This window comes from Streptomyces sp. NPDC052023, from assembly GCF_044548465.1.
GTDB lineage: Bacteria > Actinomycetota > Actinomycetes > Streptomycetales > Streptomycetaceae > Streptomyces.
This window is the reverse complement of the sequence record NZ_JBIUBW010000006.1, coordinates 318699-343504: the sequence shown is the minus strand read 5'-3', so window position 1 is coordinate 343504 and position 24806 is coordinate 318699. Positions and strand designations below refer to the sequence as shown.

25 protein-coding genes and 2 tRNA genes are annotated in these 24806 nt (G+C 66.9%); 10 read left to right on the top strand and 17 right to left on the bottom strand.

The genetic code is table 11. From position 1 onward, the window contains the following. Position 1 precedes the first annotated feature (1 nt). The 10 genes from ACIHCM_RS16465 to ACIHCM_RS16420 all read right to left on the bottom strand — a co-directional run bounded on the left by ACIHCM_RS16465 (position 2) and on the right by ACIHCM_RS16420 (position 7156). Positions 2-850 (bottom strand): bifunctional DNA primase/polymerase, encoded by an 849-nt coding sequence (locus ACIHCM_RS16465; RefSeq protein WP_399895485.1) that lies wholly within the window; start codon positions 848-850, stop codon positions 2-4. Continuing rightward, complete coding sequence (locus ACIHCM_RS16460; RefSeq protein WP_399895482.1) at positions 847-1950, bottom strand: DNA cytosine methyltransferase; 1104 nt, start codon at positions 1948-1950, stop codon at positions 847-849. The genes ACIHCM_RS16465 and ACIHCM_RS16460 overlap by 4 nt, the downstream gene beginning before the upstream one ends. Positions 1951-2038: 88 nt before the next feature. Continuing rightward, complete coding sequence (locus tag ACIHCM_RS16455) at positions 2039-2488, bottom strand: hypothetical protein (RefSeq protein WP_399895478.1); 450 nt, start codon at positions 2486-2488, stop codon at positions 2039-2041. Positions 2489-2501: 13 nt separating this feature from the next. After that, complete coding sequence (locus tag ACIHCM_RS16450) at positions 2502-2696, bottom strand: hypothetical protein (protein WP_399895475.1); 195 nt, start codon at positions 2694-2696, stop codon at positions 2502-2504. Then, on the bottom strand, positions 2693-2962 hold the full coding sequence (locus ACIHCM_RS16445) for a hypothetical protein (RefSeq protein WP_399895472.1): 270 nt from the start codon (positions 2960-2962) through the stop codon (positions 2693-2695). Before ACIHCM_RS16445 ends, ACIHCM_RS16450 begins: the two co-directional genes overlap by 4 nt. A 141-nt stretch (positions 2963-3103) precedes the next feature. Continuing rightward, the gene (locus ACIHCM_RS16440) at positions 3104-5284 is read right to left on the bottom strand and encodes a cell division protein FtsK (RefSeq protein ID WP_399895469.1); all 2181 of its coding nucleotides are present in this window, start codon (positions 5282-5284) and stop codon (positions 3104-3106) included. A gap of 81 nt (positions 5285-5365) precedes the next feature. Further along, positions 5366-5701: an RRQRL motif-containing zinc-binding protein gene (locus ACIHCM_RS16435; protein WP_399895466.1), complete on the bottom strand. Its 336-nt coding sequence runs from the start codon at positions 5699-5701 to the stop codon at positions 5366-5368. Beyond that, positions 5701-6558 carry a protein spdB gene (locus ACIHCM_RS16430; protein WP_399895463.1) on the bottom strand — a complete coding sequence of 286 codons (858 nt, stop codon included), beginning with the start codon at positions 6556-6558 and terminating at the stop codon, positions 5701-5703. The genes ACIHCM_RS16435 and ACIHCM_RS16430 overlap by 1 nt, the downstream gene beginning before the upstream one ends. Continuing rightward, positions 6555-6890, bottom strand: a complete 336-nt coding sequence (locus ACIHCM_RS16425) for a hypothetical protein (RefSeq protein ID WP_399895460.1) — start codon at positions 6888-6890, stop codon at positions 6555-6557. Before ACIHCM_RS16425 ends, ACIHCM_RS16430 begins: the two co-directional genes overlap by 4 nt. Further along, a complete protein-coding gene (locus ACIHCM_RS16420) occupies positions 6887-7156 on the bottom strand; it encodes a DUF6284 family protein (protein WP_399895458.1) in 270 nt (89 codons plus the stop codon). Before ACIHCM_RS16420 ends, ACIHCM_RS16425 begins: the two co-directional genes overlap by 4 nt. 501 nt (positions 7157-7657) lie before the next feature. Between ACIHCM_RS16420 and ACIHCM_RS16415 the strand changes: the two genes are divergently transcribed. Beyond that, positions 7658-8425 (top strand): XRE family transcriptional regulator, encoded by a 768-nt coding sequence (locus ACIHCM_RS16415; protein WP_399895456.1) that lies wholly within the window; start codon positions 7658-7660, stop codon positions 8423-8425. Position 8426: 1 nt separating this feature from the next. After that, a complete protein-coding gene (locus ACIHCM_RS16410) occupies positions 8427-8900 on the top strand; it encodes an NUDIX domain-containing protein (RefSeq protein WP_399895453.1) in 474 nt (157 codons plus the stop codon). Here ACIHCM_RS16410 and ACIHCM_RS16405 read toward each other — a convergent pair. Together ACIHCM_RS16405 and ACIHCM_RS16400 are read right to left on the bottom strand one after the other, a co-directional pair. Then, positions 8888-9454: an HD domain-containing protein gene (locus tag ACIHCM_RS16405; RefSeq protein ID WP_399895450.1), complete on the bottom strand. Its 567-nt coding sequence runs from the start codon at positions 9452-9454 to the stop codon at positions 8888-8890. The genes ACIHCM_RS16410 and ACIHCM_RS16405 overlap by 13 nt on opposite strands. A 1-nt stretch (position 9455) precedes the next feature. Continuing rightward, on the bottom strand, positions 9456-9917 hold the full coding sequence (locus tag ACIHCM_RS16400; protein WP_399895447.1) for a GntR family transcriptional regulator: 462 nt from the start codon (positions 9915-9917) through the stop codon (positions 9456-9458). Between the two features lie 289 nt (positions 9918-10206). Between ACIHCM_RS16400 and ACIHCM_RS16395 the strand changes: the two genes are divergently transcribed. Further along, the gene (locus tag ACIHCM_RS16395) at positions 10207-10968 is read left to right on the top strand and encodes a serine protease (protein WP_399895444.1); all 762 of its coding nucleotides are present in this window, start codon (positions 10207-10209) and stop codon (positions 10966-10968) included. A 33-nt stretch (positions 10969-11001) separates the two neighbouring features. Here ACIHCM_RS16395 and ACIHCM_RS16390 read toward each other — a convergent pair whose 3' ends face one another. Beyond that, positions 11002-11514: a ComF family protein gene (locus ACIHCM_RS16390; protein WP_399895441.1), complete on the bottom strand. Its 513-nt coding sequence runs from the start codon at positions 11512-11514 to the stop codon at positions 11002-11004. Positions 11515-11753: 239 nt separating this feature from the next. After that, positions 11754-12704, bottom strand: coding sequence for a DNA-processing protein DprA (locus tag ACIHCM_RS16385; protein WP_399895580.1), 951 nt, complete (start codon positions 12702-12704; stop codon positions 11754-11756). A 520-nt stretch (positions 12705-13224) separates the two neighbouring features. On the opposite strand from ACIHCM_RS16385, the gene ACIHCM_RS16380 reads away from it, so the two are divergent. From ACIHCM_RS16380 to ACIHCM_RS16370, 3 genes are all read left to right on the top strand, one after another. Then, on the top strand, positions 13225-14181 hold the full coding sequence (locus tag ACIHCM_RS16380; RefSeq protein ID WP_399895438.1) for an HNH endonuclease: 957 nt from the start codon (positions 13225-13227) through the stop codon (positions 14179-14181). Between the two features lie 133 nt (positions 14182-14314). Further along, positions 14315-15403, top strand: a complete 1089-nt coding sequence (locus ACIHCM_RS16375) for a DNA cytosine methyltransferase (RefSeq protein ID WP_399895435.1) — start codon at positions 14315-14317, stop codon at positions 15401-15403. 1440 nt (positions 15404-16843) lie between these two features. Next, positions 16844-17521: a hypothetical protein gene (locus tag ACIHCM_RS16370; protein ID WP_399895432.1), complete on the top strand. Its 678-nt coding sequence runs from the start codon at positions 16844-16846 to the stop codon at positions 17519-17521. Positions 17522-20095: 2574 nt separating this feature from the next. Here ACIHCM_RS16370 and ACIHCM_RS16365 read toward each other — a convergent pair. Next, positions 20096-20353 carry a hypothetical protein gene (locus ACIHCM_RS16365; RefSeq protein WP_399895429.1) on the bottom strand — a complete coding sequence of 86 codons (258 nt, stop codon included), beginning with the start codon at positions 20351-20353 and terminating at the stop codon, positions 20096-20098. A gap of 246 nt (positions 20354-20599) precedes the next feature. Here ACIHCM_RS16365 and ACIHCM_RS16360 point away from each other — a divergent pair, with 246 nt between their 5' ends. Together ACIHCM_RS16360 and ACIHCM_RS16355 are read left to right on the top strand one after the other, a co-directional pair. Next, the gene (locus tag ACIHCM_RS16360) at positions 20600-21610 is read left to right on the top strand and encodes a hypothetical protein (RefSeq protein ID WP_399895426.1); all 1011 of its coding nucleotides are present in this window, start codon (positions 20600-20602) and stop codon (positions 21608-21610) included. Between the two features lie 102 nt (positions 21611-21712). Then, positions 21713-21934 (top strand): hypothetical protein, encoded by a 222-nt coding sequence (locus tag ACIHCM_RS16355; RefSeq protein WP_365458367.1) that lies wholly within the window; start codon positions 21713-21715, stop codon positions 21932-21934. A gap of 42 nt (positions 21935-21976) precedes the next feature. Here ACIHCM_RS16355 and ACIHCM_RS16350 read toward each other — a convergent pair whose 3' ends face one another. Both ACIHCM_RS16350 and ACIHCM_RS16345 read right to left on the bottom strand, forming a co-directional pair. Beyond that, positions 21977-22633: an SDR family oxidoreductase gene (locus tag ACIHCM_RS16350; RefSeq protein WP_399895422.1), complete on the bottom strand. Its 657-nt coding sequence runs from the start codon at positions 22631-22633 to the stop codon at positions 21977-21979. A 320-nt stretch (positions 22634-22953) separates the two neighbouring features. Continuing rightward, on the bottom strand, positions 22954-24231 hold the full coding sequence (locus tag ACIHCM_RS16345; RefSeq protein ID WP_399895419.1) for an amidohydrolase family protein: 1278 nt from the start codon (positions 24229-24231) through the stop codon (positions 22954-22956). 297 nt (positions 24232-24528) lie between these two features. On the opposite strand from ACIHCM_RS16345, the gene ACIHCM_RS16340 reads away from it, so the two are divergent. Both ACIHCM_RS16340 and ACIHCM_RS16335 read left to right on the top strand, forming a co-directional pair. Next, a tRNA-Thr gene (locus tag ACIHCM_RS16340) sits at positions 24529-24601 on the top strand. 45 nt (positions 24602-24646) lie between these two features. Further along, positions 24647-24719, top strand: a tRNA-Met gene (locus ACIHCM_RS16335). Positions 24720-24806 lie beyond the last annotated feature (87 nt).

Here is a 24806-nt window from a genome sequence, read left to right as displayed (position 1 = left end):
GTCACAGTCCCAACGTGGTGGAGGCGTTGTTCCATGCGTCAAGGCAGTGCCGGGCCGTCTCGCCTTTGGCTTGCGCGGCGGTGAACAACCGGGCGATGTGGGTGTCGGTGAGGCAGCCGCACCGGCCGTGCGTGGACAGCACGGCCAGGAACGTCCCGTAGACCGTGGCGTGGATCGTGCTGCGGGCCTGCGTGATGCGCTGCTCCGCCATGGCGATGCCGCGCTCCAGGAAGACCGGCGTGCGGTGTGGGCACTGCCCGTCGCCGGACCGCGCGGGCACGGAGACGGAACGGGGCGCAGTCCGGACGGCGGACGGTTCTTTCACGGCCAGCGCACGGACGACATCGGGCAGGGCGCTCATGGTGCCGGTGCCGGGGCCGAGCCATCGTGCGTAGGACATGGTCGACTTGATGTCGACCCCGGGCCGGACGCCGTTGTGTGACGTCATGGTGCCCCGGTAGATCCAGTGCTCGCCGCGCGTCGTCGGAACGGTCCGCGTGGCGGGCAGGGCAGTGCGTGCCCAGTCGACGGCCGCCGCGTCGTCGAGGTCGACCACGGTCAGCCCGGCGGCCCCGGGGTGGTAGGCGACGCAGACGGCCCGCCGCCATGCGGTCATCCATGCCGGGGAGGTGAGGACGGCCGGGTCGGTGGTGGCGGCGGCCCACGCGTGGCAGACGCCGAGGCACCGGCACGGGCCCGCGTTCTTCATGTTCGGCCGGCCGCCGCACGCGTTGTTCGCGCACCGGTGGCAGTTGCCGAACGGCGCCTTGCCCGCGCGCAGAGGCAGTACCGGCACACCGCTAGCCGACAACTTTAGCGCGGTCCGCAGGGGTTCGGGCAGCGTGCTCATGCGGCCACCCCCAGCGCGGGCGTGGCCGCCATGGTGCCGAGCAGCAGGCCGTAGGCGTGGTGGGCATGGCGGGGCACAACGCCGTTGCCGAGAATCCTGAGTTGTTCCTTGCGGGGGATGCCGGACACGGCGGTGACCCATCCGGCGGGCAGTCCCATCATCCACTCGGTGAACAGCGGAGCCAGCCGTCGGTTCCCGCGCGTGCCGGGTTCGGTCGGGCACGGCGCCGGCCGTCCGGTGATGCGCTCCCAACGGCGGATCGCGGGCCCGTAGTCGGTGCCGTCGCTCGCCACCCAGCGTTCGTCCAGCGGGACCGGCCCGGTGGGGGTGGTGTCCACGCCGGCGAGCAGGTTGACGGCCACCTCGTTCAGCGGCCGGGCGTTGCGGTCGAGCAGGTTCGACGCGCCGGACTTCCAGTCGCGGGCCGCCGGTGTGGGCAGCAGGGTCACGACTCCGGGGGTGTCGGGAGTTTCGTGACGGCGGTGCGCAGGTTCATCCCGCCCCTGCGCTTCGGCGACGTTCCGGGGCCGCCAGTGCCGTCCGAGCTGGTGGGGGTCGGCATCAGCGGGATGGGCAACTGCGAACCAGCGGTCGCGCTCGTGCGGGGCCCCGGTTTCGGGGTCACCAGCGCGTACGCATGTCCACCGGACGTCATACCCGATCGTGGCCAGGTCCGCGGCGACGACGTCCAGCCCCCGCGAGCGGAGCGCCGCCACGTTTTCCAGGAAGACGAGGCGCGGTCGAAGGTCGCCCACAGCCTCAGCGACGTTTTTCCAGACCCGCGACCACTGCCCATTGATCCCGTCCCTTCGTCCAGCGTTGGAAGTGTTACGGCAAGGGAAACCGGCGCCGATCACGTCCGGCCGGAACACATCCCGGACGCGGTCCCAGTCGACGTTGCGGATATCCCCGAGGTTGGGCACGCCCGGGTGGCGCGCGGCGAACACGGTGGCGGCGTGGGGGTCGTTCTCGGCGTAGGCCGCGACCTGGCCTCCGATGCGCGCCCGGATCGCGGCTTCCAGTCCGCCGTAGCCGGCGCACAGGGCGACGATCGTCGGCGGCGAGCTGAGGGCTCGCCGGATGTCGGGGGGTTGGGTCATGCTGGATGTCTCCAGTTCGTCGTCAGCGTGCTGGATGGTCAGGGCGGCCCCGGGTTCTTGGCGGAATGGGGGGCCGCCCTTGGCGTAGCTAGCTGTGGAAGTGGTTGCGCTTGATGACGGCCTTGCGGATGTTGACCGTGGTCCCGCCGCCGGGGTGGTGTCCGAAGATCTGCACGGCGATCCAGCCGCCGAAGCAGATGGCGGCGAGGGTGATGAGCTGGGTGATGAGTGCGGTCAGGGCGGTGATGAACGTGGTGAGCAGCAGCAGGCCGCCGCAGAGGGCGAGGAACCCGACACCCCCGAGAGCGACGTTCACCGCCGCGCGGGAGACGACCGGCTTGGCCGTGACCGGTTCGGGCTTTGCAGGCTCGATGGCGTAGCCGGTGACCAAGCGGCCGTCGGGCAGGACGACGCTCGCCACGGCCGGGATGGTGCCCGGCTGGATGGGGACGACCGGCGCCGCGTGTACGGCGGGGGTGATCGGGGTGGGGTGGTGGACCACGAGGGGCGCGGTGTGGTGGGTGGTGGGTTCGTTCATGGCCGGGTCTCCTTCAGTTGCCGAGGGCGGACAGGGCGTCGGCGCATGCCTGCACGAGGTTGTGGATGGGCTCGTAGGCGCCGGTGCCGGCGGCGAAGAATCCGAACAGGAACAGCGCGAGCGCGGCGCCGCCGCCAGCGGAATTGGTCTTGACGGCGAAGACGGAGGCGGCGCCGAACAGCAGCACGGCGGAGATGTTGAGGATCATCGGGACCCTTCCGGGGTGTCGGTGCCGGCGCGGTAGATGCGCGCCCAGCGGTTGTAGAGCCAGCGGCCGGTACGGATGCGCTTGCCGGTGGCGTGGCAGCGGCGGCAGTCCTTGCCGCGCTTGATGCGGCCCTTGCGGTCTGTCTTGAGCGCGTGGCCCATGCCACGGCAGCGGCGGCAGTCACCGAACGGCGACACGGCACACACCCCGACGTAACCGAGGGTGACGGCGAGTAGGCAGGGGATAGCGAGCAGGGCGGGGGTCATGCGGGGCCCTTCCTGGCGGGTTTTTGGGGTTTGCGCAGGTGGGCCGCTATCCGCTAGCGGCCTGATCAGAGGCGGTTTGAGGCGCTAGCGGGGCCGCTAACGTTAGCGGGGGCTGCCGCTATCGTTAGCGGCCCCGGAGCGTCAGCCCGCGTCCCGCTTTCCGTCACGCTCCGCAACGGCGGTGGTGATGTGGGAGCGGTCGACACCGCGCCGGTTGACGACCTTGCCGTTCACCCGGCGCCCGACCTGGATCGTGGACACGCCGTGCGGCTTGAGCGCGGCGGCCAGTGCGTCGGGGTCCCATCCGTCGTAGACCTCCGGGCGCAGGTCCGCGAGCCGGGCCACGATGGTTTCCGACCACGCCTTGGCTTCCTTGGCGGGGACCACGGCGAGGATGTCCGCCAGCAGGTCATAGGCGGCCATGGTCGGCTCCGGTGCTTCCCCGAGGGCGTGGCCGGCGAGCAGTCCGGCCTTCTCGCGGACGCGGCGGGCGCGGGCGGCGATGGTTTCGGCGCCGCTGGCGTCGACGTAGACGGAGCGGACGATGCGGGCGTCGGAGCCTTCACCCACGAAGTAGTGGATGCCCTTGTCTCCCCAGGCGAACATGGTCGCTCGCACACCGCGCTTGTAGGCGGAGGTGCCCAGCACCATGTCGTTCTCCAGCTGGCCCATCACCTTCAGGCACCACCGCGCGGACGCATTCGCGGAGATTCCGGTGGGCAGCGACTTGGCGTCCGGGCGCTGCGTGGCCAGCAGGACCACGATGCCGGTGGCGGGGCCGCGCTTGACCAGGTCGGTGATGATCTCCTCGAACTCCTTGCCGTGCTCGGGGTGTTCAAAGAGGACCTGGCACTCATCCACGCCGACCACGATCGGGTGCAGCCCCAACGACCGCTTGTCCGCGAGGGCGGACGTCACCTTGGACTCGGGGCAGATGTCCCGGGGCAGGGAGCGGATCACCTTTGTGCGGCGGCGTAGTTCCTCGCGCAGGGCTCGGAAGTCGTCCAGGGCGTACTGGATGGGTTCGTCGTCGTCGCCGGCGGCGTGCCGGTAGCCGACCGCGTTGCCGACCGGGTCGAGATCGCCGGTGCCTTTCATGTCGTAGGTGTGCAGCTCGGCACGCGGGTCCAGGGCTGCGATGAGCAGCAGCAGACGCAGCAGGAACGTCTTGCCCATGCGCGGGATGGCGCCGATGACGCCCGCGATGTACATGAGCGTGACTTCGGTCCACCGGCCGCGCTGGTCGGTGCCGTAGGCGACCGGCTTGAACAGATCCACGCTGCCGGACTTCAGCAGCGGCCACGTCGGCTGAGACGCCCGGGACATGTCCTGATCCCCGACCCACAGCACGAGGTGCCCGGTGTGCTCGTCGGGGACCGCCTCGGGCCACACGCAGCCCAAGGGGCGGCGCAGACCGGAGGCGAGCCGCTCGCGACGCTCGATGATGTCCGTCACGGTCACGCCGTAGGGCAGGTTGCCCTCTGCGCGCCATCCGGGGCCGTCGCGGGTGATGGGGGCGGTGAACTCGAACCCGTCCCGGCCCTTGCCCTGCGCCTGATTGATCGCGGGAATCCCCAGCGCTCCCAGCGCGCGCAGCACGATGTCACTGGTGAGCTTGGTTGCCTTGGGCAGTTCCACGGCCCGGTGCACGACCGGGGCGTCCGCCTTGCGGCCGGCGGCCCCCAGAGCGAGGACGACCGCGCCGACGGAGACGGCTTGCAGCCAGTCGGGGGCCAGCACGTAGATGGCGAGCGCCAGACCGAGACCGGTGAACAGCGCGAGCGCAGCGACCAGGGTCCGCAGCCGAACCCGTCCGTCACGCTGCCGCGACAGCTTCAGGTACTCGGCAGCGTCCTCACGCCGCACGGCGGCCAGGCGGACCGGTTCGCCCTCGCGGTCGGCCACCCACCGCATCGTGCCCCCAACGACCTTCGCGGCACCGGCCGGTGCCTGGAAGGCGAGGCGAGCGGCGTAGACCGGGGCACGCAGCGCGTGGTAGCCCGCGGCGTGGGCGTAGTGGCGGGCCACCCATGCGGAGGCGGTGCGCAGCTCAGCCACGGACTTCAGCCAGACCGGCACGACCGCGCGGCGGCGGGCGCCGGCGAGGCGACCGAGGTAGCCGGGACCGGTCGCCGCGGGGGCGGGCTGGTCGACCACGACCGGCGTGTCCGGGTCCGCCGGCTCAGGCTCCGGGACGGTGGTGGGGGCCGGTTCGCGGGCGGCTCGGGCCTTGTCCAGGTCGACCACGTCGGCGCCGTGGTCGGCGGCCATTTCGGCTTCCAGGCGGTTGAACAGTTCGTGGTCGTCGTCGGGATGCTTCACTGAGACTTCCTTCTCTCGCAGAGGGAAGGCGGGGCCCGGTCCGTCGCTGTAGGAGGTGTGCGGACGGACCCCGCCGGGAGTTCAGGCGGCGTACTGCTCGGGGTAGGCGCACGGCACGCACGTGCCGAGCGTCGTGGGGATGACGTAGCCGGCGTCACGTCGGCAGGCAGGGCAGGTGCGGCGGGCGGTGTTTGCCTTGGCGAGCGCCGCCCACCGGGCCGGGGTCATCGGCCTTACCGGTTTGGCGAGGTCGATGCGGTAGAGGTAGGCGACCAGCGGGCCCCGGCGGCGGCGTGGCCGTTCGAGCTGTGCGGCCACGTCCTGGCCACCGGGCCGCAGCCCGCGTGCTCTGAGTTGGCGGCGGGTGGCGTAGCCGTCCGGGGCCAGGCGCCACCGGTAGACCGGCAGCGAGGCCATCAGGCAACGCGCTTCCACGCGGCCCGCAGTCGGACCTCAGAGGCGGAGTGGCCGGCGGCGCGGAAGCGGGCGGCCATGTCGCGGTATGACAGGGGCGGCGTCTGGCTGTGCCGGATGTCGTGAACGAGCGTGTCCAGCGCGTCATCCGACAGCGCAGGCGCCCCCGTCTCCAGCGCCGGAACCTGCTCGGTCGGGCCCCACACAGGGAGTTCCCAGCGGGGTGTGACGCCGGGCGTGACGGGGCTCGTCACGCTGGTCAGGGCCCTGCCGGTCTCCTCGCCCTTGCGGGCGGTCTCCAGCGTCGACCACGCTCCCGCGAGCCTCTGCGCGGTCTCGGCTTGGACGCGTGCGACGCGGGCCCCGGCTTCCGTCACGGCCGTTAGCCGCGTCTCCTCCGTCGCGGCTTCCGCCCGCAGCCGGGCACGGGCCACGGCCGCTTCGTCGCGTGCTTCCTGCTGGATTCCCCGGATCGCGTCCAGCGCGAGCGGAGTGAGCGCCGTACGCTCCCACAGGCTGTGCACAAGCCACAGGGCCTTGGCCGCGATCGGCAGCCACGCCACAGCCAGCCACGCGCCGGCGGAATGCTCAGCAGTGAGGGCATGGACGACTAGGACGCCGGCGGCCAGGACGCCGAAGGACCAGCCGACCGCCGTTACGGCGCGGTTGTGGTCGCCTTGCGCCGCCAGGCGGCGTTCGTAGGCGAGGGTGGCCAGCCATCCACCGTCGATACCGAGACCGACGATCAGAGCGACCGGCCAAGGCACCGCCGCACCCAGCCACATCATGACCACCGCGAGGGTGAGCACCATCGACACGGCCGTCATCGCGACAGCCGGAAGCACGGTCTTGGCCTTCACCGGGCACCTCCCGCCGGGGCACCGTCGGCGGCGGGGAGGTCGGCGTACGCGGTCAGGACGATGGCCGCGCCGGCGAACGATCCCTCAGCCGCCAGGACGCGGGTGCGGCCGTCGCTCTGTGTGCGGGCGTCGACCGCGTCCGGCGCGATACGCAGCGCGGTGCGCCACTGCTCGAACGCGGCCAGGCTCTCGCACGAGGTGTCGTGGAAGGACAGCCGCAGCCGCTCCGGGTAGAGGGGGGAGACGTCCACGTTGGGGGCGGGCAGGTTGGGGAAGTCCACGGCCAGCAGTCGCAGCGTCCGCAGCGGGATGGCGAGTTCTTCCAGCGTCATGCCGCACCCCCGGGCAGGCTCGTACCGGCCGAGCGGTTGACCAGCGCGACCCGGGCGGCGAGCGCCCGGCGCCGGGCCCGGCGGATACGCCGCTCGTCCAGCTCGGTCGGGGCGCGGTCCAGGGTGGTGATGTGCGCGTCCAACAGGTCGACGTCCGCCAGGATGACGGGCATCTCCTGCTCGATCGCGTCCAGCTCAGCGTCGGTCGGTTCCATCCACGGTGCGAACGCGGTAACAGCGTCCTGAAGTGTGACGATGGGGTTCATGGGTCGTGGTCTCCCTTGCAGGTGAAACGGCCCCAACAGCGGTCCCGGGTCTAGCCACCCGGGGCCGCGCGCCGTTGCAGGTGAAGCCGCGCAGATGGCGCGGTTTGGCCGCTGAGCAGCGGCCGAAGTGCCCCGGACCGGTCTCGAACCGGTCAGGCTGCCGTACGGGGCACGCCGGTCTTCTCCGCCTTGTTTCCGACCCCTTCGGGCAGGCGGACCACGGGTTACCGGCAGTTCCCTGTGTGCAGTTGTCAAGGCGCTGACGCTTCCTTGGTACTCACCCCTGGGGGTTTTCCTTCCGGGCGTTGCAGTACCTGTTTTACAGGTACTGCATGATGGCCTGTCAAGTATGTCGCCGGAATCTCTTGCTTTCTCGCCGGGACGTCTTGGCGTGCTCCCAGCATCCGCCCACGTCAGGGGAGTTGGTCACCCCACCTATGGACACGTCCGGGCCATGTGGCTACGGTCAAGAAGTCCCTAGAAGTCCCTCAGGGGGTGCAGATGTCGAACGAGCGCTTACGGTCCGCTCTCCTGGCGCGCGGCATGACCGTGCAGAGCCTGGCTGAAGCGATCGGGGTAGGCCCCAAGACTGTCGAACGTTGGATCACTCAGGGCAAGGTGCCGTACCGGCGTCACCAGTACGCTGCGGCGGCAGCGCTCAACATCGACGTGACCACGTTGTGGGAGGACACCCGAACCCTTGACAGCGCGACAGATCTAACAAAGGCGGAGATTGCGACCGTGTACCCGCACCGCCACACGGTGCCGGTCGGTCTCTGGCGAGAGCTGTACAAGCGAGCTGACCGGAACTTGGACTTGCTGGTCTACTCCGGACTGTTCCTCTCCGAAGATCCCCTGTTCCACGACCTGCTTAGGGCGAAGGTGGAAGCGGGAGCGCAGGTGCGCATCCTGCTAGGCGACCCCGGATGTGCGGCCGTCCGGCAGCGTGGCATTGATGAGGGTCACCGGATCATGGACGGCAAGATCCGCAACGCTCTGGTGCTGTACCGGCCTCTCATGCGGAGTCACCCAGACATCGACTTTCGCTTGCACGACTCGACTCTCTACAACTCCATCTACCGAGCCGATGACGAGATGCTCGTCAACCCGCACGTCTACGGCATCGGGGCCTACTTGGCGCCCGTCATGCACCTGCGCCGGCTCCCGGGCGGGAGTCTCTTCGACACCTACGCCAATAGCATCGAACACACCTGGGAGAACGCCCGACCGATCACTGCCCAGGACATCGCGAGCATCACGGGAGCCTGACATGGGACGCATCGACTACTTGCACGATCCCGACGCCCCGCCGGCCAACTCCGTCGTGCCATCCGTCGTCGCGTTCGTGCAGAACGACGCAGGGCAAGTGCTGATGATCCAGCGGTCCGACAACGGACGCTGGGCACTTCCCGGCGGCGGTCATGACGTGGGCGAGACCATCAGCGACACCGTTGTGCGGGAAGTCTGGGAAGAGACCGGCATCCGGGCCGAAGTCGTCGACGTGTCGGGGCTCTACACCGACCCTGGGCACGTCATGCAGTACGACGACGGTGAGGTCCGCCAGCAGTTCAGCATCTGTTTCCGTGCGCGGCCGGTCGGGGGGGAGCTGCGTACGAGCAATGAGACGACTCAGGTCCGCTGGGTCGACCCAACGGACCTGAAGACGCTGGACGTGCACCCCACGATGCGGCTCCGAATCGAGCACGCGATGGACCGGACGCGGACGACGCCCTACATCGGCTGACGCTTCGCAGCGGCGACTCGTTCGAGGACGCGGCCTGTGCAGTCGAGAATCTCCGGTTCGGCCCGGCGGATGAACTTGCCGATCAGACTGTCTGGCCCGTAGCGGCCGGTGATCTCGTTGATCCGGTCGATGGGGTTCGTCGGCGTGCCGTCCGGGGTGGTGTTCATGTCGCAGTAGCAGAGCGCGTCGTTCAGGCGCTCGCTCTCGCGGGGGAACTCCCCGACCAGTTCCGCATGCAGCCCGCGCGCCTCTGCCTCAAGCCACGAGCAGGAGTGGTGAGCCACCAGGTTGGTCACCCGTTCATCGGCGCCGGCCACGTCCCGGAGATAGCGGGCCCCGTCCAGCGGGTGGAAACCTGTCTTGGCCAGGTCCGGCGCGTAGCCGATGTCGTGCAGCACGGCCGCAGCCTCCAACAGGTCCGCGTCCTGGTCGAGAACGAGCGCGATCGTACGTGCCCTCTCGGCAACCCCCAAGCAGTGCTGCCAGCGCCGCGGCAACGGCTCAGCGAGCAGGGACTCAGCCAGGGGAAAGGCCCACTCCGTCAACGTCGACAAGCTACGAACGCCCCTCTCGCGCCGGCACGGCGCGGACCGTCCGCACCTTGCCCTGACCTCCGCCCGCCAGCACGCCGGCGGCCTCCAACTTTTCCAGCGCCTTGGTCACGGTCGGACGTGACACCCCGAACCGTTCGGCCAGCACGGAGGCGCTCGGGAACGCTTCCCCTGCTTTCAGTCCGTCAGTCACGATGACCTCTGCCACCCGCTGATCGAGCGGGCGTCGGTCGACTTGCGCCCCCGCGCGTACGACGCGCCACCGCTCGCCTGGTACCGGCTCGGCCACGCCGTCCTGACGCAGCACGCCGAACGCACGGAGGGCGACCCCCCGGGACACCTTGTGGTCGCGCATGACCTCAGCCAGAGACGGCAGCTCCACCATGTCCGGGTCGTCCCGGATCTGCCTTTTCATGGAGTCGGCAATCTTCAGGAAGGTTCCTCGAGGGTTGGCCTGCTGCGACACTCGCTCTCCCTCTCCGTTCGCCAATCGTCACGCCAAGACTCCCACGACTCGCCGCCACTGCGGAGGGGCCCGGACTAGGAGGCGCACAAGCGCAGGTCCGACCTTCGTCGTGTGTTCGGCGCGCCGCCGCCGCTAGCATGAATGCGCATAAAAGGTACTTATCGGAGTTCGGATCTTAAGTACCCTGCTCAACGCTAGAATTACAATCATGGGTCCCGCTGAGTCGCCTCGCGCCGTGAGTTCTCCACAACTGGGCTTCTATTCTCTTTACAGTCCATGCTTGGTGTGCGTGGAGACGCAAGACGAGAATGGAGAGGTCGGAATAGGGACGGCGTTTCACATCGGAGATGGCTACCTTGTGACCGCCCGTCATGTCATCCAGGGGCGACACCTGACAAACATAATCCCGGCGGATTCCGGGACTGTGTCGCTTGACTCTGTAGAGGTGATATTTCCATCCGACCCTTGCACCGACCTTGCGATACTCAAGACCAACTTTTCTCTAGATGCATATATGGAAGGGGTCAAGTTTTGGGGGCGGGATGACGTGAGAAAGGTAAGTCATATTCAGATTGGCAGTCACCTTAATGACTGGCTCGACGATTCCGTGATCCTGACGAGAGTCGTTGCTTTCGGCTACCCGCCCATCCCTACTTCTCCATGCCCGCGACTCGTGGCAGTTCGGGGTGAGATTAACGCCATCATTGACCCCTACGTCGGCTCTCATGACCCGCTCTTCGTAATTTCGCCGATGGCTCGTGGCGGATTCAGCGGGGGGCCGGTTCTGACTGAAGACGGGTGGCTTGTTGGAGTCATCACCTCGTCGCTTCTCACGGACCATGCGGCTCCGGAACTCGGATTTGGAGCCGCTCTGACCGTCGAGCCTCTATGGGAGATGCTGTTCGAGAATCGGATCTTCCCCGCCTCTAACGCAGACATGATGTTCGAGTTGAGGCATGGTTGGGGTCTTGCTGAAGACTTTTTCCCCTTTGATGAGGAAAAGTTGCAGCGGCTTAAAAGGGGAGAAGATTTTGATGCGACGGAATCTTGATGCTGGTTGCTGAGATAGCCAGTGAAGCGCGCATTAGCCGAGTCCGAAAGGGACGCGAGCGAGAACGAGACCTCGAACCTCGGTAGCTCCCCATTCGGTGATGAGTCGCTTCCCTATAGTGTGGAAAGTGGCGCCGGTGGTGAAGATATCGTCAACGAGCAGCACCCGCTGACCCTCTATGCTCTGACGCAACCGCAATGCTGCAGCGTGCTGACGTGCAGATTCCATTTTAGTTGACCAGCTCTTTCCTCTGCCGGCCGACTTCTCCGTCTCGTGATCTTTAACTAGAACGGGGCTTTCGGGGTTGGCAATGGGCCAGCGTCCAGTGCCATCTTCGGCGTATGCGGCCTTCATCATGACCTCGATATGGCGCACGGGCGTGCGTTCTTTCGCTGTCGGGTTACCTAAAATGAGGTCGATGTCCTGAACTTCGGCCTCATGTGCGTTAAGCCAGCCGACGATCAGGCGACCGAATATTAGTCCCCAGCCAGTGTAGCCGTCATACTTGAATCGTTTGATCTTCTCCTCAAGAGAGCCAGCGAACATCGCAATGGCGTCAACGCGAGTGAAGTGTCTCTGCTGCGGAGTCCATCGGCAGATTATATTTCGGCACTCGTCGCCCGGAGAACTGAGAGTTTGGCTACACAAGGCGCAATGGTATTCAGCAAGAGGGTTCAGCGTCTTCTGGGCACATTCTGCGCAGACGCCGGGAGATCCTATGCGAAGGTAGGCGCAGGCTCGGCATCGAGGGAAGCCCAGCGGCTGAGGAAGGTCTGCAGCGTACGTCACAGACCCGCCAATGCAAGCTGAAGCCGCTGCTGTCCTGCCTGCTGTACTCGTGTGGCTTCGCCCATAAGTTCCAGCACGTCAGTCAGTTCTGCCACTTCGACGGCCTTACGCTCGGCAATCATCTTCGCAGCCCAAGGCTCCTTCGTGGCTAGGGAGCGCAATAGGAAGACGCGCTTACCGTGTTCATGCGCGATCCGTGCTTGCATCTTTGCGCCAGAGGTGGAAGACGCTTCGATGACAATGCTGCCCATAGTTGAGCCCGATGTGACGATATTCCGGCGGGGGAATGTCCAAGTTGCAGCTGAGGAAGTCGGCCAGAACTGGGAGAGCAAAGCTCCGCCGTGATCAAGGATGCGTGCAGCGAGCGGCTTGTTCTGCGCGGGGTAGATTTTAGATGCGATGCCAGTTCCCATGACAGCTACGGTGCGCCCGCCTGCCTCCACCGTCGAGGTGTGTGCAGCGGTATCGATGCCTTTGGCGAGACCGCTGAAGACTACGACTTCATGCTCCACAAGGCCCCGCGCCATCCGGGCTGCGCGCTGCAGTCCTTCCTCACTGGCATTGCGAGTACCGACAACCGCAGCCGAGCGAGCGTCCCGCTCCTCCAGAGAGCCGAGGTAGAACAAGAATGGTGGAAGATTCGGGATAACCCGCAGATTTGCCGGATAGTCCGTATCGAGAACCGTGACCAATCGTGCGCCTGCACGGTCAGCAGCGTTGCATTCGGCTTCGACGCGCGCGCGAGCGTCGTCCAAAGAGGTCAGGGCCTGACGCAGAAGCGGCTGGTTGCGTCGAGCGATGGTGGAGTCCTCAGGCAGGTCTCCGCCGAGCACGATGTCCAGTGCCTCGCGGGACTGGCAGGTCCGTGCGAGCAGGCTCCAGTCGATGGACTTGCTGTCCGCTCGCAGTGCGCAGAGGGCGAGCAGGTCGCTCTGCTCGCGTGTCATCTTGATCACGGTGCATCCTTCTACTCGTCGGCCCTAATGTTCGAAGGCTGTTTCGGTCGTACGAGGGGCCGGTTCCATCATGGCGCACGCCGTTCTCCTTGTGCAGAGGGAACGCGTCGCGCCTTGGTGTGACTGATGCGACGGCTGAGCGACGGGCAGGACCAGTCGCCGTGAGGGAGTGAGAGCGCGCCCCTTACGGTGGCTTCGTCCCTATCTGCTGAGCAGAGGCGTCTGGGGTGCTTGGCCCCCAGGTGTCCCCCGATAGTGACCCGAAGATGAGAAGTCGCAGGTCACAGGGAGTAGACGGAGCCCGCTGTAAATCTGCTGGGCTCCCGACCAGCATTGGCGTTGGTTGCCACAGGCAGGGCGACGGTAGCCAATGACCATGACGAGCGCACCGTTCGCCGCGTGCTCGTGGCGCGTTGGCTGGGCAAGCCCAGATGTCCGAACTGCATCCTCGATTGCAGGTCGGCTCTGCTGTCGTACGCTGCGTCAGCGATCAAGATGACAGGGAGGGGACATGCCATCTGAGGGCGAAGCACGCTCTGCGCAAGCGATTTCGAACATGCGAGTCGCCGCCGGCGAATACCTGAAGGTGTTGGAACGAGCCGAGGACGCCGCGGTCGGTAGGGAGGCGTGGCTGGAGTTCGCCGCAGAGCTGGGAGGCTTGTCGGCCCGTCTCCGCGACGGACTGAACGAGGCGAACAAGGGCCTTGGTATCGCATCGGCGCGCGAGGCCATACTGCTCTACCTTCTTCGCCATGTAGGCGAACCTGTGCCAGCCGACCACCTCGCCGGTGTCTCGGGCATCGTGGAGTGGGCAAGGCGGGTGCGGGAACTGCGGGTGGAGTTTGGCTGGCCGGTCGAATCTGGAGTCACCCGCGATGACCTCCCCTACGATCACTACAGACTGACGGCTGACGAGCCGGATGAGGACCTGGCCGACCGCTGGCGGGTGGCCAAGGAAGCACGAAACCTCAAGAAGCCCGGAGGCAAGGACGCGGCTGGCCGCGCCAGGCTCCTCCACTACCTCAAGGCGATCTCTCCTCGGCCTGCTGACAAGGAACAGCTTGCCTACGTTGCCAAGATCCAGGAATGGCCTCGTCGTCTGCGTGAGCTGGAAGAAGAGGGCTGGCAGATCGTCTCCAATGTCGATGATCCATCTCTGCCTCCAGGCTCCTATAGGCTCCCGACCCTGGAGAGGCGACCGCCGCGCGTCCGCGAGGCGATCAAGCTTCGTTACAAGATCCTCGATCGAGACAAGCGCACCTGCCAGGACTGCGGGCGGACTCCAGCCGAGGGTGCTTCGCTGCAGATCCATCACGTTCTGCCAGTCCACAAGGGCGGCAAGAATGACGAAGAGAATCTGATCACTCTCTGCATTCAGTGCCATGGGGGGCGGCATGCCCTCATGGGTGGTGCTCCGAAAGATGAGTTGCTCAACCCGGAGTACGAGGCAGACCTGCGGGACGTCTAGCACTCCACACGGTTACGTCGAGCCACGAGAGACTCGCGCAGCACTGGGCTGTCAGTGGTCACCGGTACGCTCGCATGGCGCTGCACTGCACAGTGCGGCCGCTTGGACCGCCCCCTGATGCTCTGGAGATCACGTGCAGCCAGTCAAGATCGTCGACTTGTTCGCCGGACCTGGTGGCGTGGACGTGGCAGCTGAGAAGTTGGGAGTACCCACCGTCGGCATCGAATGGGATGCCGATGCTTGCGAGACCCGCCGCGCTGCTGGCCTGGGCACCGTCCAAGGCGACGTGCGGCAGTACGGTCCTGCCGACTTTCCGGACGCAGACGTGCTCGCTGGCGGCCCGCCCTGCCAGACATTCACGGTCGCAGGCACTGGCGCGGGCCGTAAGGCCCTTGACGATGTCCTCAAGTTCGTTGAGCAAATGACTGCTCGCGTCAACAGCGAGCAGATTGTGAGCGATCTCGCGAACCTGGACGACGAGCGGACCGGCCTCGTACTGGAGCCCCTCCGATGGATCTTGGAAGCCATCGACGTGCAGAGGAAGCCCTACGAGGCGGTCGTCCTGGAGCAGGTGCCTGCGGTGCTGCCTGTATGGGAGGCGTACGCCCGAGCTCTCCGGAACGAGGGTTACTCGGTTGACTACGGACTCTTGCTCACGGAGGCCTACGGCGTTCCGCAGACGCGGAAGCGGGCGGTACTGATCGCGCGCAAGGGGGAGCACGACGTGAAGCTGCCCGCCCCTACCCATCGGACCTACCGCAAGGGGTTCCCGCGTGATGCCGGCGACGCGTCGAAGGAGCCCTGGCGCACGATGGGCGACGTAATCGAGCGAGGAACGCCCTTCGAAGTCATCTCGAATTACGGAACCGGCGGTGACCCAAAGCTGCGTGGGCGCAGGTCCTCGTCGCAGCCCTCTGCAACTGTGACTGGCAAGATTCGCCGCAACCGTGTCGTCTCCCTCGACGGAACCGAACTGGAACGGTTCAGCCACTCCGAGGCCGGACGTCTTCAGACGTTCCCTGCCGATTACCCGTGGTCCGGTCGTGACATCGGACAGCAGATCGGGAACGCAGTACCGCCGCGGCTGGCCATGCATGTCCTGAGCGCTGCCTTCGGCTGGTCTCCTCCGAGTGAGGAGCTGCTGGCTAAGCTCGACTGGTGGCACCGTCTGCCGGCGCAAGCCGCGTCCGCGTCTGACGCCGAGGTGCTGGTGGGGGCGTGACGCATCGCGATCTCCTGGAGACCGTTCTAATGTCCCGCCGAATGACGGCCGTGTCTGCCGTTGTTGGGCTCCGGCTTGAAGAGAGCTGGTGGGTTGCTGGCTGTACCGACCCGAATGGCCTTCGGGTCGGTCGTACCGCGCCGACGACGCTGCACTTGGAGTGCGGCGCCGTGATGAATCTGGGTTCTGCGTACGCCGCGACGTTGACTGTGCCACGCTGTCTGCAGCACAGAACCACCTCGGTTGGCTGCGGATGGTCCGCCAAACACTCGCAGACCCACCAACGAAGTGGTATCCCGCCACAGTGCCCGCGGGCCGGGCCAGTGTGCTGACGTCAGACATCGCTCTGCCTGTAGGAGGGATGCGGCGCCGGGCCCGCCGAGCGCCGCACCCTGTGTGTCTTTCGGGACGGAATGGGCCGCCATTGTCGTTGCGCTCGCTGTTCCTGCCGCTGGCGTCTTGAACACAGCGCTGAAGGAGCGAGGCGCGACTAAGCGGAGGCAGATTGATGCTGAAATCCAACGCGAGCGCCTTCGGCGAGGCTTGCCTCAGAGCTCCATGAATGGCGAAGAGCCCGGTGATGCGACGGACGACGGCGAGGCGGACGGGGCTGTCTGATCACGAGCACTCCCTTCCAAAGCATCTCGGGCCATCCTGTGGCCAACAGTGCTACCGCCTGGCCCCGTCCTCCCGTGTTCCAGGTCACCGATCCATGGGAGCCGGCCCGCGCACAGTCTTGAGCCGACCTGATCAACGCATAACGTGGGTCGGGGGCCGTATTTGTTTTCCGCCCCCTAGGCGCGGTCTCACGCCAGTCGTAGGACGGGGCGGCTATCCGGCTTGCCGAGCAGTTCCCTCACGCGAGCAGGGTTCCAGGGCAGCGCCCGAGCCAACTCGCGGATCGTCAGCCACTTGCCCATGCTCGGCGGAGAGAATCCCAAGCCTTTACAGCATGCGCCGCTTCATTCAAGAACGTTCGAACACTCACCAGAACAGTCGTGCACCACTCGAACACTGCAACGATCTTCGTTGCTGTGGCAGAGGAACTCCGCCTGTGACGCTGACTTTTCCTGCTACGGGAATCTGCAGATGCCATTGGGCCAATGTACCCACCGGAAAGTCACGCCACGTGCAAGTTCCTCAGAATCATCACCCGTTACCGGTTGACACCGCTTTGTCCTGCGTCTTTGTCTGGTGCGTCCACGAACGCCCCTGTACGGTCATGCGGACCGTTTGAAGGCGTGTGGGGTAGTCGTGTGAGCGTGGCCTCCTCCCTGCGTCCGCTTGAGGGCCGTGGGCCATGTGTGGGCCGCCCGGACGATGTCTGCACAGGTCAATCCTGGGGCATCTCGCGAATCGTGACGCTCTTGAAAGCTGCTTCGAGGCGTTGGCGCAAGGTCTACGCTGCGGCGTGTGGATGATCTCTTGAGGCAAGCCCCCGTGAGTGACCAGGTGCATGAGGACGCCTATCGCGCCTGGCGATCGTCGCTGACGACTCTGCTGGGGGATGCCTCGCTGCTGTCGTGGTGGCAGGAGCGCCGCTATCAGTTCGCTCACCGAGTGGGTGCCCTCCTGACCGAGGCGCGTGCAGACTGCTCCGTCACGGTGGGCCCGGTGCTCTACGGAGTGTTCGCGTCAGGGGCAGGGCTTTGTTACGTAGGGCAGACGCAGGAGGCGGAGCGTCGTCTGCGTGACCTTCCAGTGGGCGAGAGCCACCACTTGGCCAACACGGTGCCACCCGAGGTCTGGGAGAGGGTGGTCGTGATCCGATGGCCGCTACTGCTCTCCGAGGCGCCGGCATCCGAGCAGATGGAGGTCGAAGCGATGGGTTCCGCGGTCTGCGGACTCGCGCTGGAGCACACGCTCCAAGTGGCGACAACCCCTCCGCTGAACAGCCGCCGACGCCGAACTTCCGGCGACTGGCAGCCGCGCAACCTCATGCAAAGCCGCTCTCGCGGCGCCATCCATTCGCAGCGGATACCAGAGCTCAGCCGACTCACCCTCGCCGCCTGGAAGGCCCTCGCGGAAGCGGAGGCACCGAAGGGGGCAGCAGTGGTTGCCTCCGAGGTCGGCCGGGTGGTGTTCCCCTCGACATTGCACGAGCCGCGTTGTACATGAACGGTGGCCTCGATGGCATGTCGAAGCAGCTGTCAGTGTGCTCGTTCCCCCAGGCGTCCCCCCAGCGGAGGCTGTTCGGCGGGAACCCGCAGGTGGAAGAGACTGACCAGGCCCGCTGTAAATCTGGCGGCTCAGCCTTCCCCCCCAGGCCATGCTGATCGCAGACCCTTCGGCGTTCACTCTAAGTAGGTAGGTGACTGCTTCACTGAGCGCTCAATGGGCCCGCTCCCCGTTGCTGGAGTTGCTCTAGGACAAAGCGGATTTCTCTGAGCTGCCTCCGCTTGGCGCGAGTTCCATACGCGTAAAGGAAAGGCCATTGGGGGCCATTGAACTCCGCTGGAGCGAATCCTATCTGACGCGCCAATCCTTTGCCGAGCGGATAAACGGAGGCGACTACAGAAAGAAACAGGCCCACTTCCGACGTGCCGCTGAACACCCCGTGAAGGACATCCTGCACGACTTGGGGATCGTTTGTGACCTCGATTATCGTGCTCGCGACACCTATAGAGCTAACTGCAACGTCATCTTTTGCGATGAAGTGCTTGCTTCCATATCCCAGTGAACTCGCTATGATGGATCTGATGGCTTAGTTCCTCTATGAGCTTCCCGTTTAGCTCTTGTGGTTTGTGCCCTCTTAGGTGTCTACATACGCCCTTCATCCACCGCATCAAATCATTTCTACCATCGCTGTGAATGAAGTTGTCGAGGATATTGGGGTCGGCCCTACGCCGTGCATGTATATCCAACTCGCCAAGGATATCTAGCATCTGCGTAGCAAGTTCACCAAGCCCTGGGTCCCGCCCTGTGTAGATGCTCGTGCTGGAGGGTTGGACGGGAGTGCTCGTCCCGGTACCCGGTGGCTCTTTGGCGAGAATACGCAGAAAATCTCGATGCATGCGCTGCGCCAGGAAAGGGGCGTCAACTTCTGCGAACGCTATTGCCTGTCCATGATTGTATGCGTCCCGAAGGATCCTCCGCGCGGCTTCGGCAGGCTGGTCGATATGTACGAGGGCGGCCTCTCGTGTGCCACCGGGGATGGCTCGCCTCCGCGACTTATCGCGGAGCACATTGAACCAGCGGGTCACTTCCTGCGGGTGCTCGTCGAGGTATTGATCGGCCCATGCGTACCCTTGCTCAGGAGGTACCGCCACGACTCTCTGCTTATTCTTTGGGAGACTTACGTCCTCCTCGCATATTTGCTTTATTCGCCCGTCGATTTCATTGTCCCAAGTAGTTCCGGGCCAGCGCTGAGTGTTGCGCCAAGCGGGATCGTAGAGCCAGTTGTAGCGGCCGAATACCCGGATATTCCCTTCCTCTAGGTAGCCCAAAAAGGTCTTGGGGGAGAAAGGGCAGGAAGGGGATTTTATAATCGCGCTAGATGGCGCCCACAGGCAAGGTCGACTCATCGCGATCATTCGTGGAAGCGCTCGATATCCTGTATCGCCGTATTGGCTAATGTGGCAGAAGGTGGAGAATGTGTCGGTATTCATACTCCGCTCCGCTGGTACTATGATGTCACTATCCTTGGGTAGGTATCCCGAGTGGTTGTAGTGTCGGATGCTCGGTCGAATGGTCTATCGGCGGCATTAAAGAGCCACAATTCATGCTCTCCGTTGTTTTTGACCGCGTGCGACCAAAGTTGTGGGATAGTAAAGCTAACTGCTCCGCGTCCGTGAAATTCCTGGCAGTGGCTCTCTGTGTCTGGTCCCGTGTCCCAGTGGAGCGACCACTTGTCGCTGTAAACGACTGTGATCAGTTCAGACTTCTTGGCGTGATAGTGATTTCCGCGTACGTGTCCAGGATGGAGGGCGGCGATGTGAACCTCCCGTATGGCTAGGTCTCCGATTTTTTCGGCGGTCAAAGAGAAACTGACCCCCCGCTCGTCTGTCGAATCTGGGAGATATGTGATGTCCATGTCTTTGGCCATAACACCAGCCTAAGGCGGGCTCAAACAAGTCGCCACAGAGGGCCGGTGAGGACATTGATGTCTGCCGCTGAGCATGCCCGTGATGGACTGGTGTGGCATCCACCAGGCGACCATGTATCGGCGGCGAAGCCGTCTGCTCCGGCGATGTCCGCGCGGTCGACGTTGCTGCAGCTCGCTGTCGTGGGGCAGTTGTGGGGCAACGGCACGAGGAGCGAGGAAGGGTCCAGGTCGTGTGTCATGTCTTGCGCGGACTGTAAATCTGCCGGCTCAGCCTTCCCAGGTTCGAATCCTGGCGCCGCCACACTGGGGAAAACCCCCTCCGACCAGCCATCATGGCAGGTCGGAGGGGGTTTTTTCGTTGCTGGCCGCACGAGGCTTCACACGGAACGCAGGGCCAGTTCGTTGAAACCGGTGCCGGTGCCATGGCGGTGACCTGGTCCGGCAGTAGCGGCCGCTGCGCGGTGAGGGCGGGGGCGATCAGGCCGGCTTGGGCGAGTACGGCCCTCCGGTCCCGGTAGATGTGCTCGCTGTCGATGGCGCCGTCGCGGAAGCCCACGCTCGCCACGAGGGGAATCTGCACCGCCCGGCCGGTCGGCTTCACGCCCGGGAGGATCCAGGGACCTCGATGTCGTGGGTGAAGGAGACGATCAGCTCGTCGACGACCCGTTCGTCCCCGACGGTGCGGGAACCGACCGGAGGGCGAAGTCGGCGGGGTGGTGGCCGATGAACCAGCGGGCGTAGAAGTCGGAGATGTCGCGTCGTCCGCTGGCGCCCATGGCGGTGGGCACGTGGAGCACGGTCGGGTGGTCCGCCATCGTGCTCATGGTGGCCCGAAGGTCCAGATTCACGAACTCACCGTCCGTGTGGGCCGTCCAGCAACGCTCCATGGCCGCGTGGTCCGCCATGAGGGTCTCCTCGGGGACGGGTTTTCCAGTCTCCGAACGGAGGGGCCGCTCGCTACCGGGGCTCACGCGACCAGATGGACGGCCCGCACCCCGACCGTCCGCGCGTCCCATTTGTGCTAGATACGAGTTATGCTGCCTATGTGGTCCCTCGTGCCGCCACACCACCCACTCACGCTACGTAGTTGCCGCCCTGCCCGTTCTGTACGGCGACGGCGACGGCCCGGCGCCCGTGCGGTGGGATGACCCGTGCCACGCCCCACCCCCGACGACGGCACGGACGCACTCCAGGACGCCGCTCTCACGCGAAACGTGCTGAAGGCGGCGGTCGCGGACCCGCAGCGACTGCCTGAGACCCTCGCGTCCTACGCCGTCAAGCAGATGGGCCCCGCCGCCGCCCGCTCGGTGACCATGACGCGGGCCGCGCACCCCGACGCCACCATGGCCGAACTGCAGGATCTGCTGCTCACCCGGGGCAAGCGCAGGGTCGTCTCCGAGGGGGCCCTCATCGGCGGGCCCATGATGATCATGGCGCCGTTCGCGTTCTGCGCGGCACTGCTCAGCCAGGCGCGTATCTGCCTGGAACTCACAGCTCTGGGAGGACAGGACCCCACCGCTGCCGTCCGCAGTGCCGAACTTCTCGTCCTTCAGGGGGTGTACGGGGACGTCGACCAGGCGCGGGCCGCGCTTGCGGACGCGGCTCTCGCCGGGCAGGACAAAGCCGCGAAGAAGGCCCTGCGAACAGCGGAAAGAGGGCCGCACGGGGCGAGCAGAGGGCACGCGGCGACGCTCTTCGAGCTGACCCTGCGGATGGCGCGCGTCCTGGGGCTGATCGTGCCGAAGGGCGAGGCCAAGGCAGGGGGCGTGCGGCGTTGGCTGGTCGCTGCGGGGCGTTACGTCCTGCTCGGACTCGTGTTCCTGGTCGGTCTGGTCGCTCCGCTGGTCTGGATGCCGTACGTGGGCCGGTCGTACAGCCGGGCCACCGATCGCCTTCTGGACCGTGCCCTCGTCTTCTACTTCGGTGAGCGGGTCGCGCGACCCCGCCCGGGCACGAGGGGGGTTCCCGGGATGGCGGCAGCCATGGTCAAGGCGCTCGTCTCGCTCCTGATTCCTGTGGGCCTGATCGTGGTGGTCGTCCTCGCCGACCTGCGGGTCGCCGACAGCCGCTGGCCCGTTCTGGCCGTCACGCTGCTGACGGCGTCGTTCGGTGTGGCGGCGGCATGGCAGTGGCGACGGCGCCGAAGGCGCAGGACCGGCTGACGGCGCTTCAAGTGGTCGGTGAGGTCCGGAGGTCGGCCCCCAGACGGCTCTGCCCGTGTCCGGGTGCTGGGTGCGAAGAGGTGTTCGGGGCACACTGGCCCCATGAGCTTTCGCTCCTCCCGCCGCAGGACCTGTCCCGAGTGCCGTCGTGAGATCGCCGTCGTCGCGGGACGGTTCGCCCGGCACGACCCGCCCGGTGCCCGGGAGAGCGGCCGGCTCGTCTCGTGTCCCGGGTCACGTCGCCAGGCGCAACTGGGTGCTGTGCAGCCGTCATTGGACGGTCACGTCGTGCCGGAGTTCCCCGGACAGCTGCCGCTGTTCTGAGGCGGCGACCGCCCCGCCGCAACAGCCCGCGGCTGTCCGAACTCAGTTTCCGGCCACCGACTTCACGGCCACCGACACCGGGGCCGATCCGCTGATCAGCTCCAGGGTGAGGCCGGCGGTGGCCGGGGTCTCGAGCAGTTCGGCGAGTACGGCGGCCACGTCGTCGCGCGGAACCGGGCCGCGACCGGTCTGCGCCTCCAGGCGGACGAGGCCGGTGCCTGCGTCGTCCGTCAGTTGGCCGGGGCGCAGGATCGTCCAGTCCAGCGCCTCCTGGCGGCTGACGTGCGCGTCGGCCTCGCCCTTGGCGCGCAGGTAGACATCGAAGACCTCGTCGCCCTGGTGGTTCGGGTCGGCGCCCATGGACGAGACGATCAGGAAGCGGCGTACGCCGGCCCGGACCGCCGCGTCCGCGAACAGCACCGCCGCGCCCTTGTCCACCGTGCCCTTGCGCGCCACCCCGCTGCCGGGACCGGCGCCGGCGGCGAACACCGCCGCGTCGGCACCTTGCAGATGCGCCGCGACCTGCTCGACCGTGGCCGACTCCAGGTCCAGCAGCACCGGTTCGGCGCCCGCCTCCCGCAGATCGTCGCCCTGTTCGGGGCGGCGGATGATGCCCGCCGCCTCGAACCCGCGCGCGGCGAGCAGCCGCTCCAGCCGCAGCGCGATCTGTCCATGACCTCCAGCGATGACAATGCGCATGCTTCCGACCGTACGCCCGAACGGCCGCAACCGCCGCGTGGTGCGGGTGGCGTGGGGGGTGCCGGGCCGGCTTCCACGGGGAGCGGATCCAGGGGGGGCACAGTCGTGACCTAGGGGCGCACGGCGGTGGTCGACGGCGCACGGCCGTGGTCAAGGGGGCGCGGCGGTGGCCAAAGGCGCACGGACGACACCTCTACGCCCCCGGCGCCTCTGCGACAGCCCCCCGCGCCTCTGCGACAGCCCCCCGCGCCTCTACGACAGCTCCCCCCGCTCCTGTACGACAGCTCCCCCCGCTCCTGTACGACAGCTCCCCCGCCCCTCTACGACAGCTCCCCCCGCCCCTGCCGCGGCAGCCCCAGCTCCGCCGACGCGGCCGAGTTGCAGTACTCGCGTACCGCACTCGTCCGGGCCACCACGCGCCCCCGGTGCACCACGATCCGGCTGTACGCCAGCGACAGGGCACCGGCCAGCCGGTCGCCGCGAACGGCGAGCAGTTCGGCCGGGAAGCCCGCCTCCACCCGGACCTCGGGGAGGCCCAGGGCGGCGCGGGCCGAGGTGCTCACGGCGTCGTAGGCGTCCTCGGGGCGCAGGCCGTGGTGGGAGGCAAGCAGGTAGGCGGCCTCCAGAGGGTCGCCCCGGCCCACGGGGTTCGAGGGGTCCCGCAGGGCGCCGCTGCCGGCGGCGAGGCGTACGCCGGCAGCGCGCAGCAGCCGTACCGGCGCCGTCCCGCGCCGGTCGGAGCCCCCGCAGCCACCCTGTGGCAGGCACACCACGGTCACGCCCGCGGCCGCCAGCTGGTCGGCGGTGCGGGACGCCACGTCGGTGGGCAGGTCGCCCAGGCCGCCACAGGGACCGATCGTCACGCCGGGGCGCAGGCCGCCGGCCATCGCGGCGAGGCGGGCGAGCCGGGCCGGGTCGGTGCCGTCGGTGTGCAGGTCGACGGGGCAGCCCTGTTCGGAGGCGACCTCCAGGACCGCCTCCACATAGCCCGTCGGATCGGGGTCGAGATCCGGACAGCCGCCCACCACCGAGGCGCCCATCTTCACGGCGTCCCGCAGCATGGCGAGCCCGTCCGCCCCGGCGACCCCGGTCAGCAGCCGCGGCATCGCCACCGTCGTCAGCTCCGCGAGCCCGCGCAACGACCGCCGCGCCCGCAGTACGGCGGTCAGCGCGCCCAGCCCCGGAACGTCACCCACGCGGACGTGTGCCCGCAGGGCGGTCGCCCCGTGCCCCAGTTGCAGCAGCGTGGCCTCGGTGGCCCGGCGCTGGACGTCCTGGGTGTCGTACGACGGCGGACCACCGCCGTCGGCGGACAGGGCCGAGTCGGCGTGGGCGTGGGCTTCGGCCGGGGCCGGCAGCAGCAGGTAGCCGCCGAGGTCCACCCGGCCGCCACCGCCGCTGCCGCCGGCACCGCCGCGGGACCCGCCCAGGCTGCCGGCCGTGCCGACCGCCTCGATGCGCCCGCCGCCCAATCGGACGTCCACCGTCCGGCCGTCGGTGAGTCGCGCGCCGCACAACAGCAGGGAGTTCCCGTCGCCCTGACCCGAGCCCGACGGGAACGAAGACGAAGGGGGCGGCTGCGGCTGGCTGTCGGGCATCGCGCTCCAGGGATCGGGCTCGGGGCTCGGGGCTCGGGATCAGGGCTCGGGGTCCGGACCGGGTCAATGACCCACCGCCGTGCCATCACGCAAGATCACGCAGAGTGAGTCGAGCCTATGGCGGCGTTCGGCCCGTGGCGCGGAGGAGCGCAATAGTCGTACCGGTGTGGTCCGCCGGTCGAGCGCGGTGCCGAGGGGGCCTCCGGGGCTGCTGAGAGGTGCGCGGCGGGGGCCTGACGGGGGCGCTGAAACGGATTTGGGTGAACGGCGGCCGAGCGTGTAATGTCTTCATCGCTCGCCCCAATAGCTCAGTCGGCAGAGCGTCTCCATGGTAAGGAGAAGGTCAACGGTTCGATTCCGTTTTGGGGCTCTGGTGTGAGAGGTTCCCGCCGTCAGGCGGGTCCGATCGCATCGCAGCGGTGTAGCTCAGTCGGTAGAGCAAGCGGCTCATAATCGCTGTGTCACCGGTTCAAGTCCGGTCACCGCTACTGACAGTAGCCGATTGCGGGGTCGGTCCTTCGATCGGCTACTCTTTCTTGCGTTGAATAACCTACCCGTTCGTCAAGGAGCACTCA

What these genes read in the sequence shown, in the direction of transcription:
- ACIHCM_RS16380 (WP_399895438.1), top strand. Translation starts at nt 13,225, where the DNA reads ATGCCATCTGAGGGCGAAGCACGCTCTGCGCAAGCGATTTCGAACATG.
- ACIHCM_RS16465 (WP_399895485.1), bottom strand. Translation starts at nt 850, where the DNA reads ATGAGCACGCTGCCCGAACCCCTGCGGACCGCGCTAAAGTTGTCGGCT.
- ACIHCM_RS16410 (WP_399895453.1), top strand. Translation starts at nt 8,427, where the DNA reads ATGGGACGCATCGACTACTTGCACGATCCCGACGCCCCGCCGGCCAAC.
- ACIHCM_RS16460 (WP_399895482.1), bottom strand. Translation starts at nt 1,950, where the DNA reads ATGACCCAACCCCCCGACATCCGGCGAGCCCTCAGCTCGCCGCCGACG.
- ACIHCM_RS16450 (WP_399895475.1), bottom strand. Translation starts at nt 2,696, where the DNA reads ATGATCCTCAACATCTCCGCCGTGCTGCTGTTCGGCGCCGCCTCCGTC.
- ACIHCM_RS16385 (WP_399895580.1), bottom strand. Translation starts at nt 12,704, where the DNA reads ATGACACGCGAGCAGAGCGACCTGCTCGCCCTCTGCGCACTGCGAGCG.
- ACIHCM_RS16415 (WP_399895456.1), top strand. Translation starts at nt 7,658, where the DNA reads ATGTCGAACGAGCGCTTACGGTCCGCTCTCCTGGCGCGCGGCATGACC.
- ACIHCM_RS16455 (WP_399895478.1), bottom strand. Translation starts at nt 2,488, where the DNA reads ATGAACGAACCCACCACCCACCACACCGCGCCCCTCGTGGTCCACCAC.
- ACIHCM_RS16420 (WP_399895458.1), bottom strand. Translation starts at nt 7,156, where the DNA reads ATGAACCCCATCGTCACACTTCAGGACGCTGTTACCGCGTTCGCACCG.
- ACIHCM_RS16345 (WP_399895419.1), bottom strand. Translation starts at nt 24,231, where the DNA reads ATGCCCGACAGCCAGCCGCAGCCGCCCCCTTCGTCTTCGTTCCCGTCG.
- ACIHCM_RS16350 (WP_399895422.1), bottom strand. Translation starts at nt 22,633, where the DNA reads ATGCGCATTGTCATCGCTGGAGGTCATGGACAGATCGCGCTGCGGCTG.
- ACIHCM_RS16425 (WP_399895460.1), bottom strand. Translation starts at nt 6,890, where the DNA reads ATGACGCTGGAAGAACTCGCCATCCCGCTGCGGACGCTGCGACTGCTG.
- ACIHCM_RS16390 (WP_399895441.1), bottom strand. Translation starts at nt 11,514, where the DNA reads ATGTTCGCTGGCTCTCTTGAGGAGAAGATCAAACGATTCAAGTATGAC.
- ACIHCM_RS16445 (WP_399895472.1), bottom strand. Translation starts at nt 2,962, where the DNA reads ATGACCCCCGCCCTGCTCGCTATCCCCTGCCTACTCGCCGTCACCCTC.
- ACIHCM_RS16365 (WP_399895429.1), bottom strand. Translation starts at nt 20,353, where the DNA reads ATGGCGGACCACGCGGCCATGGAGCGTTGCTGGACGGCCCACACGGAC.
- ACIHCM_RS16435 (WP_399895466.1), bottom strand. Translation starts at nt 5,701, where the DNA reads ATGGCCTCGCTGCCGGTCTACCGGTGGCGCCTGGCCCCGGACGGCTAC.
- ACIHCM_RS16355 (WP_365458367.1), top strand. Translation starts at nt 21,713, where the DNA reads ATGAGCTTTCGCTCCTCCCGCCGCAGGACCTGTCCCGAGTGCCGTCGT.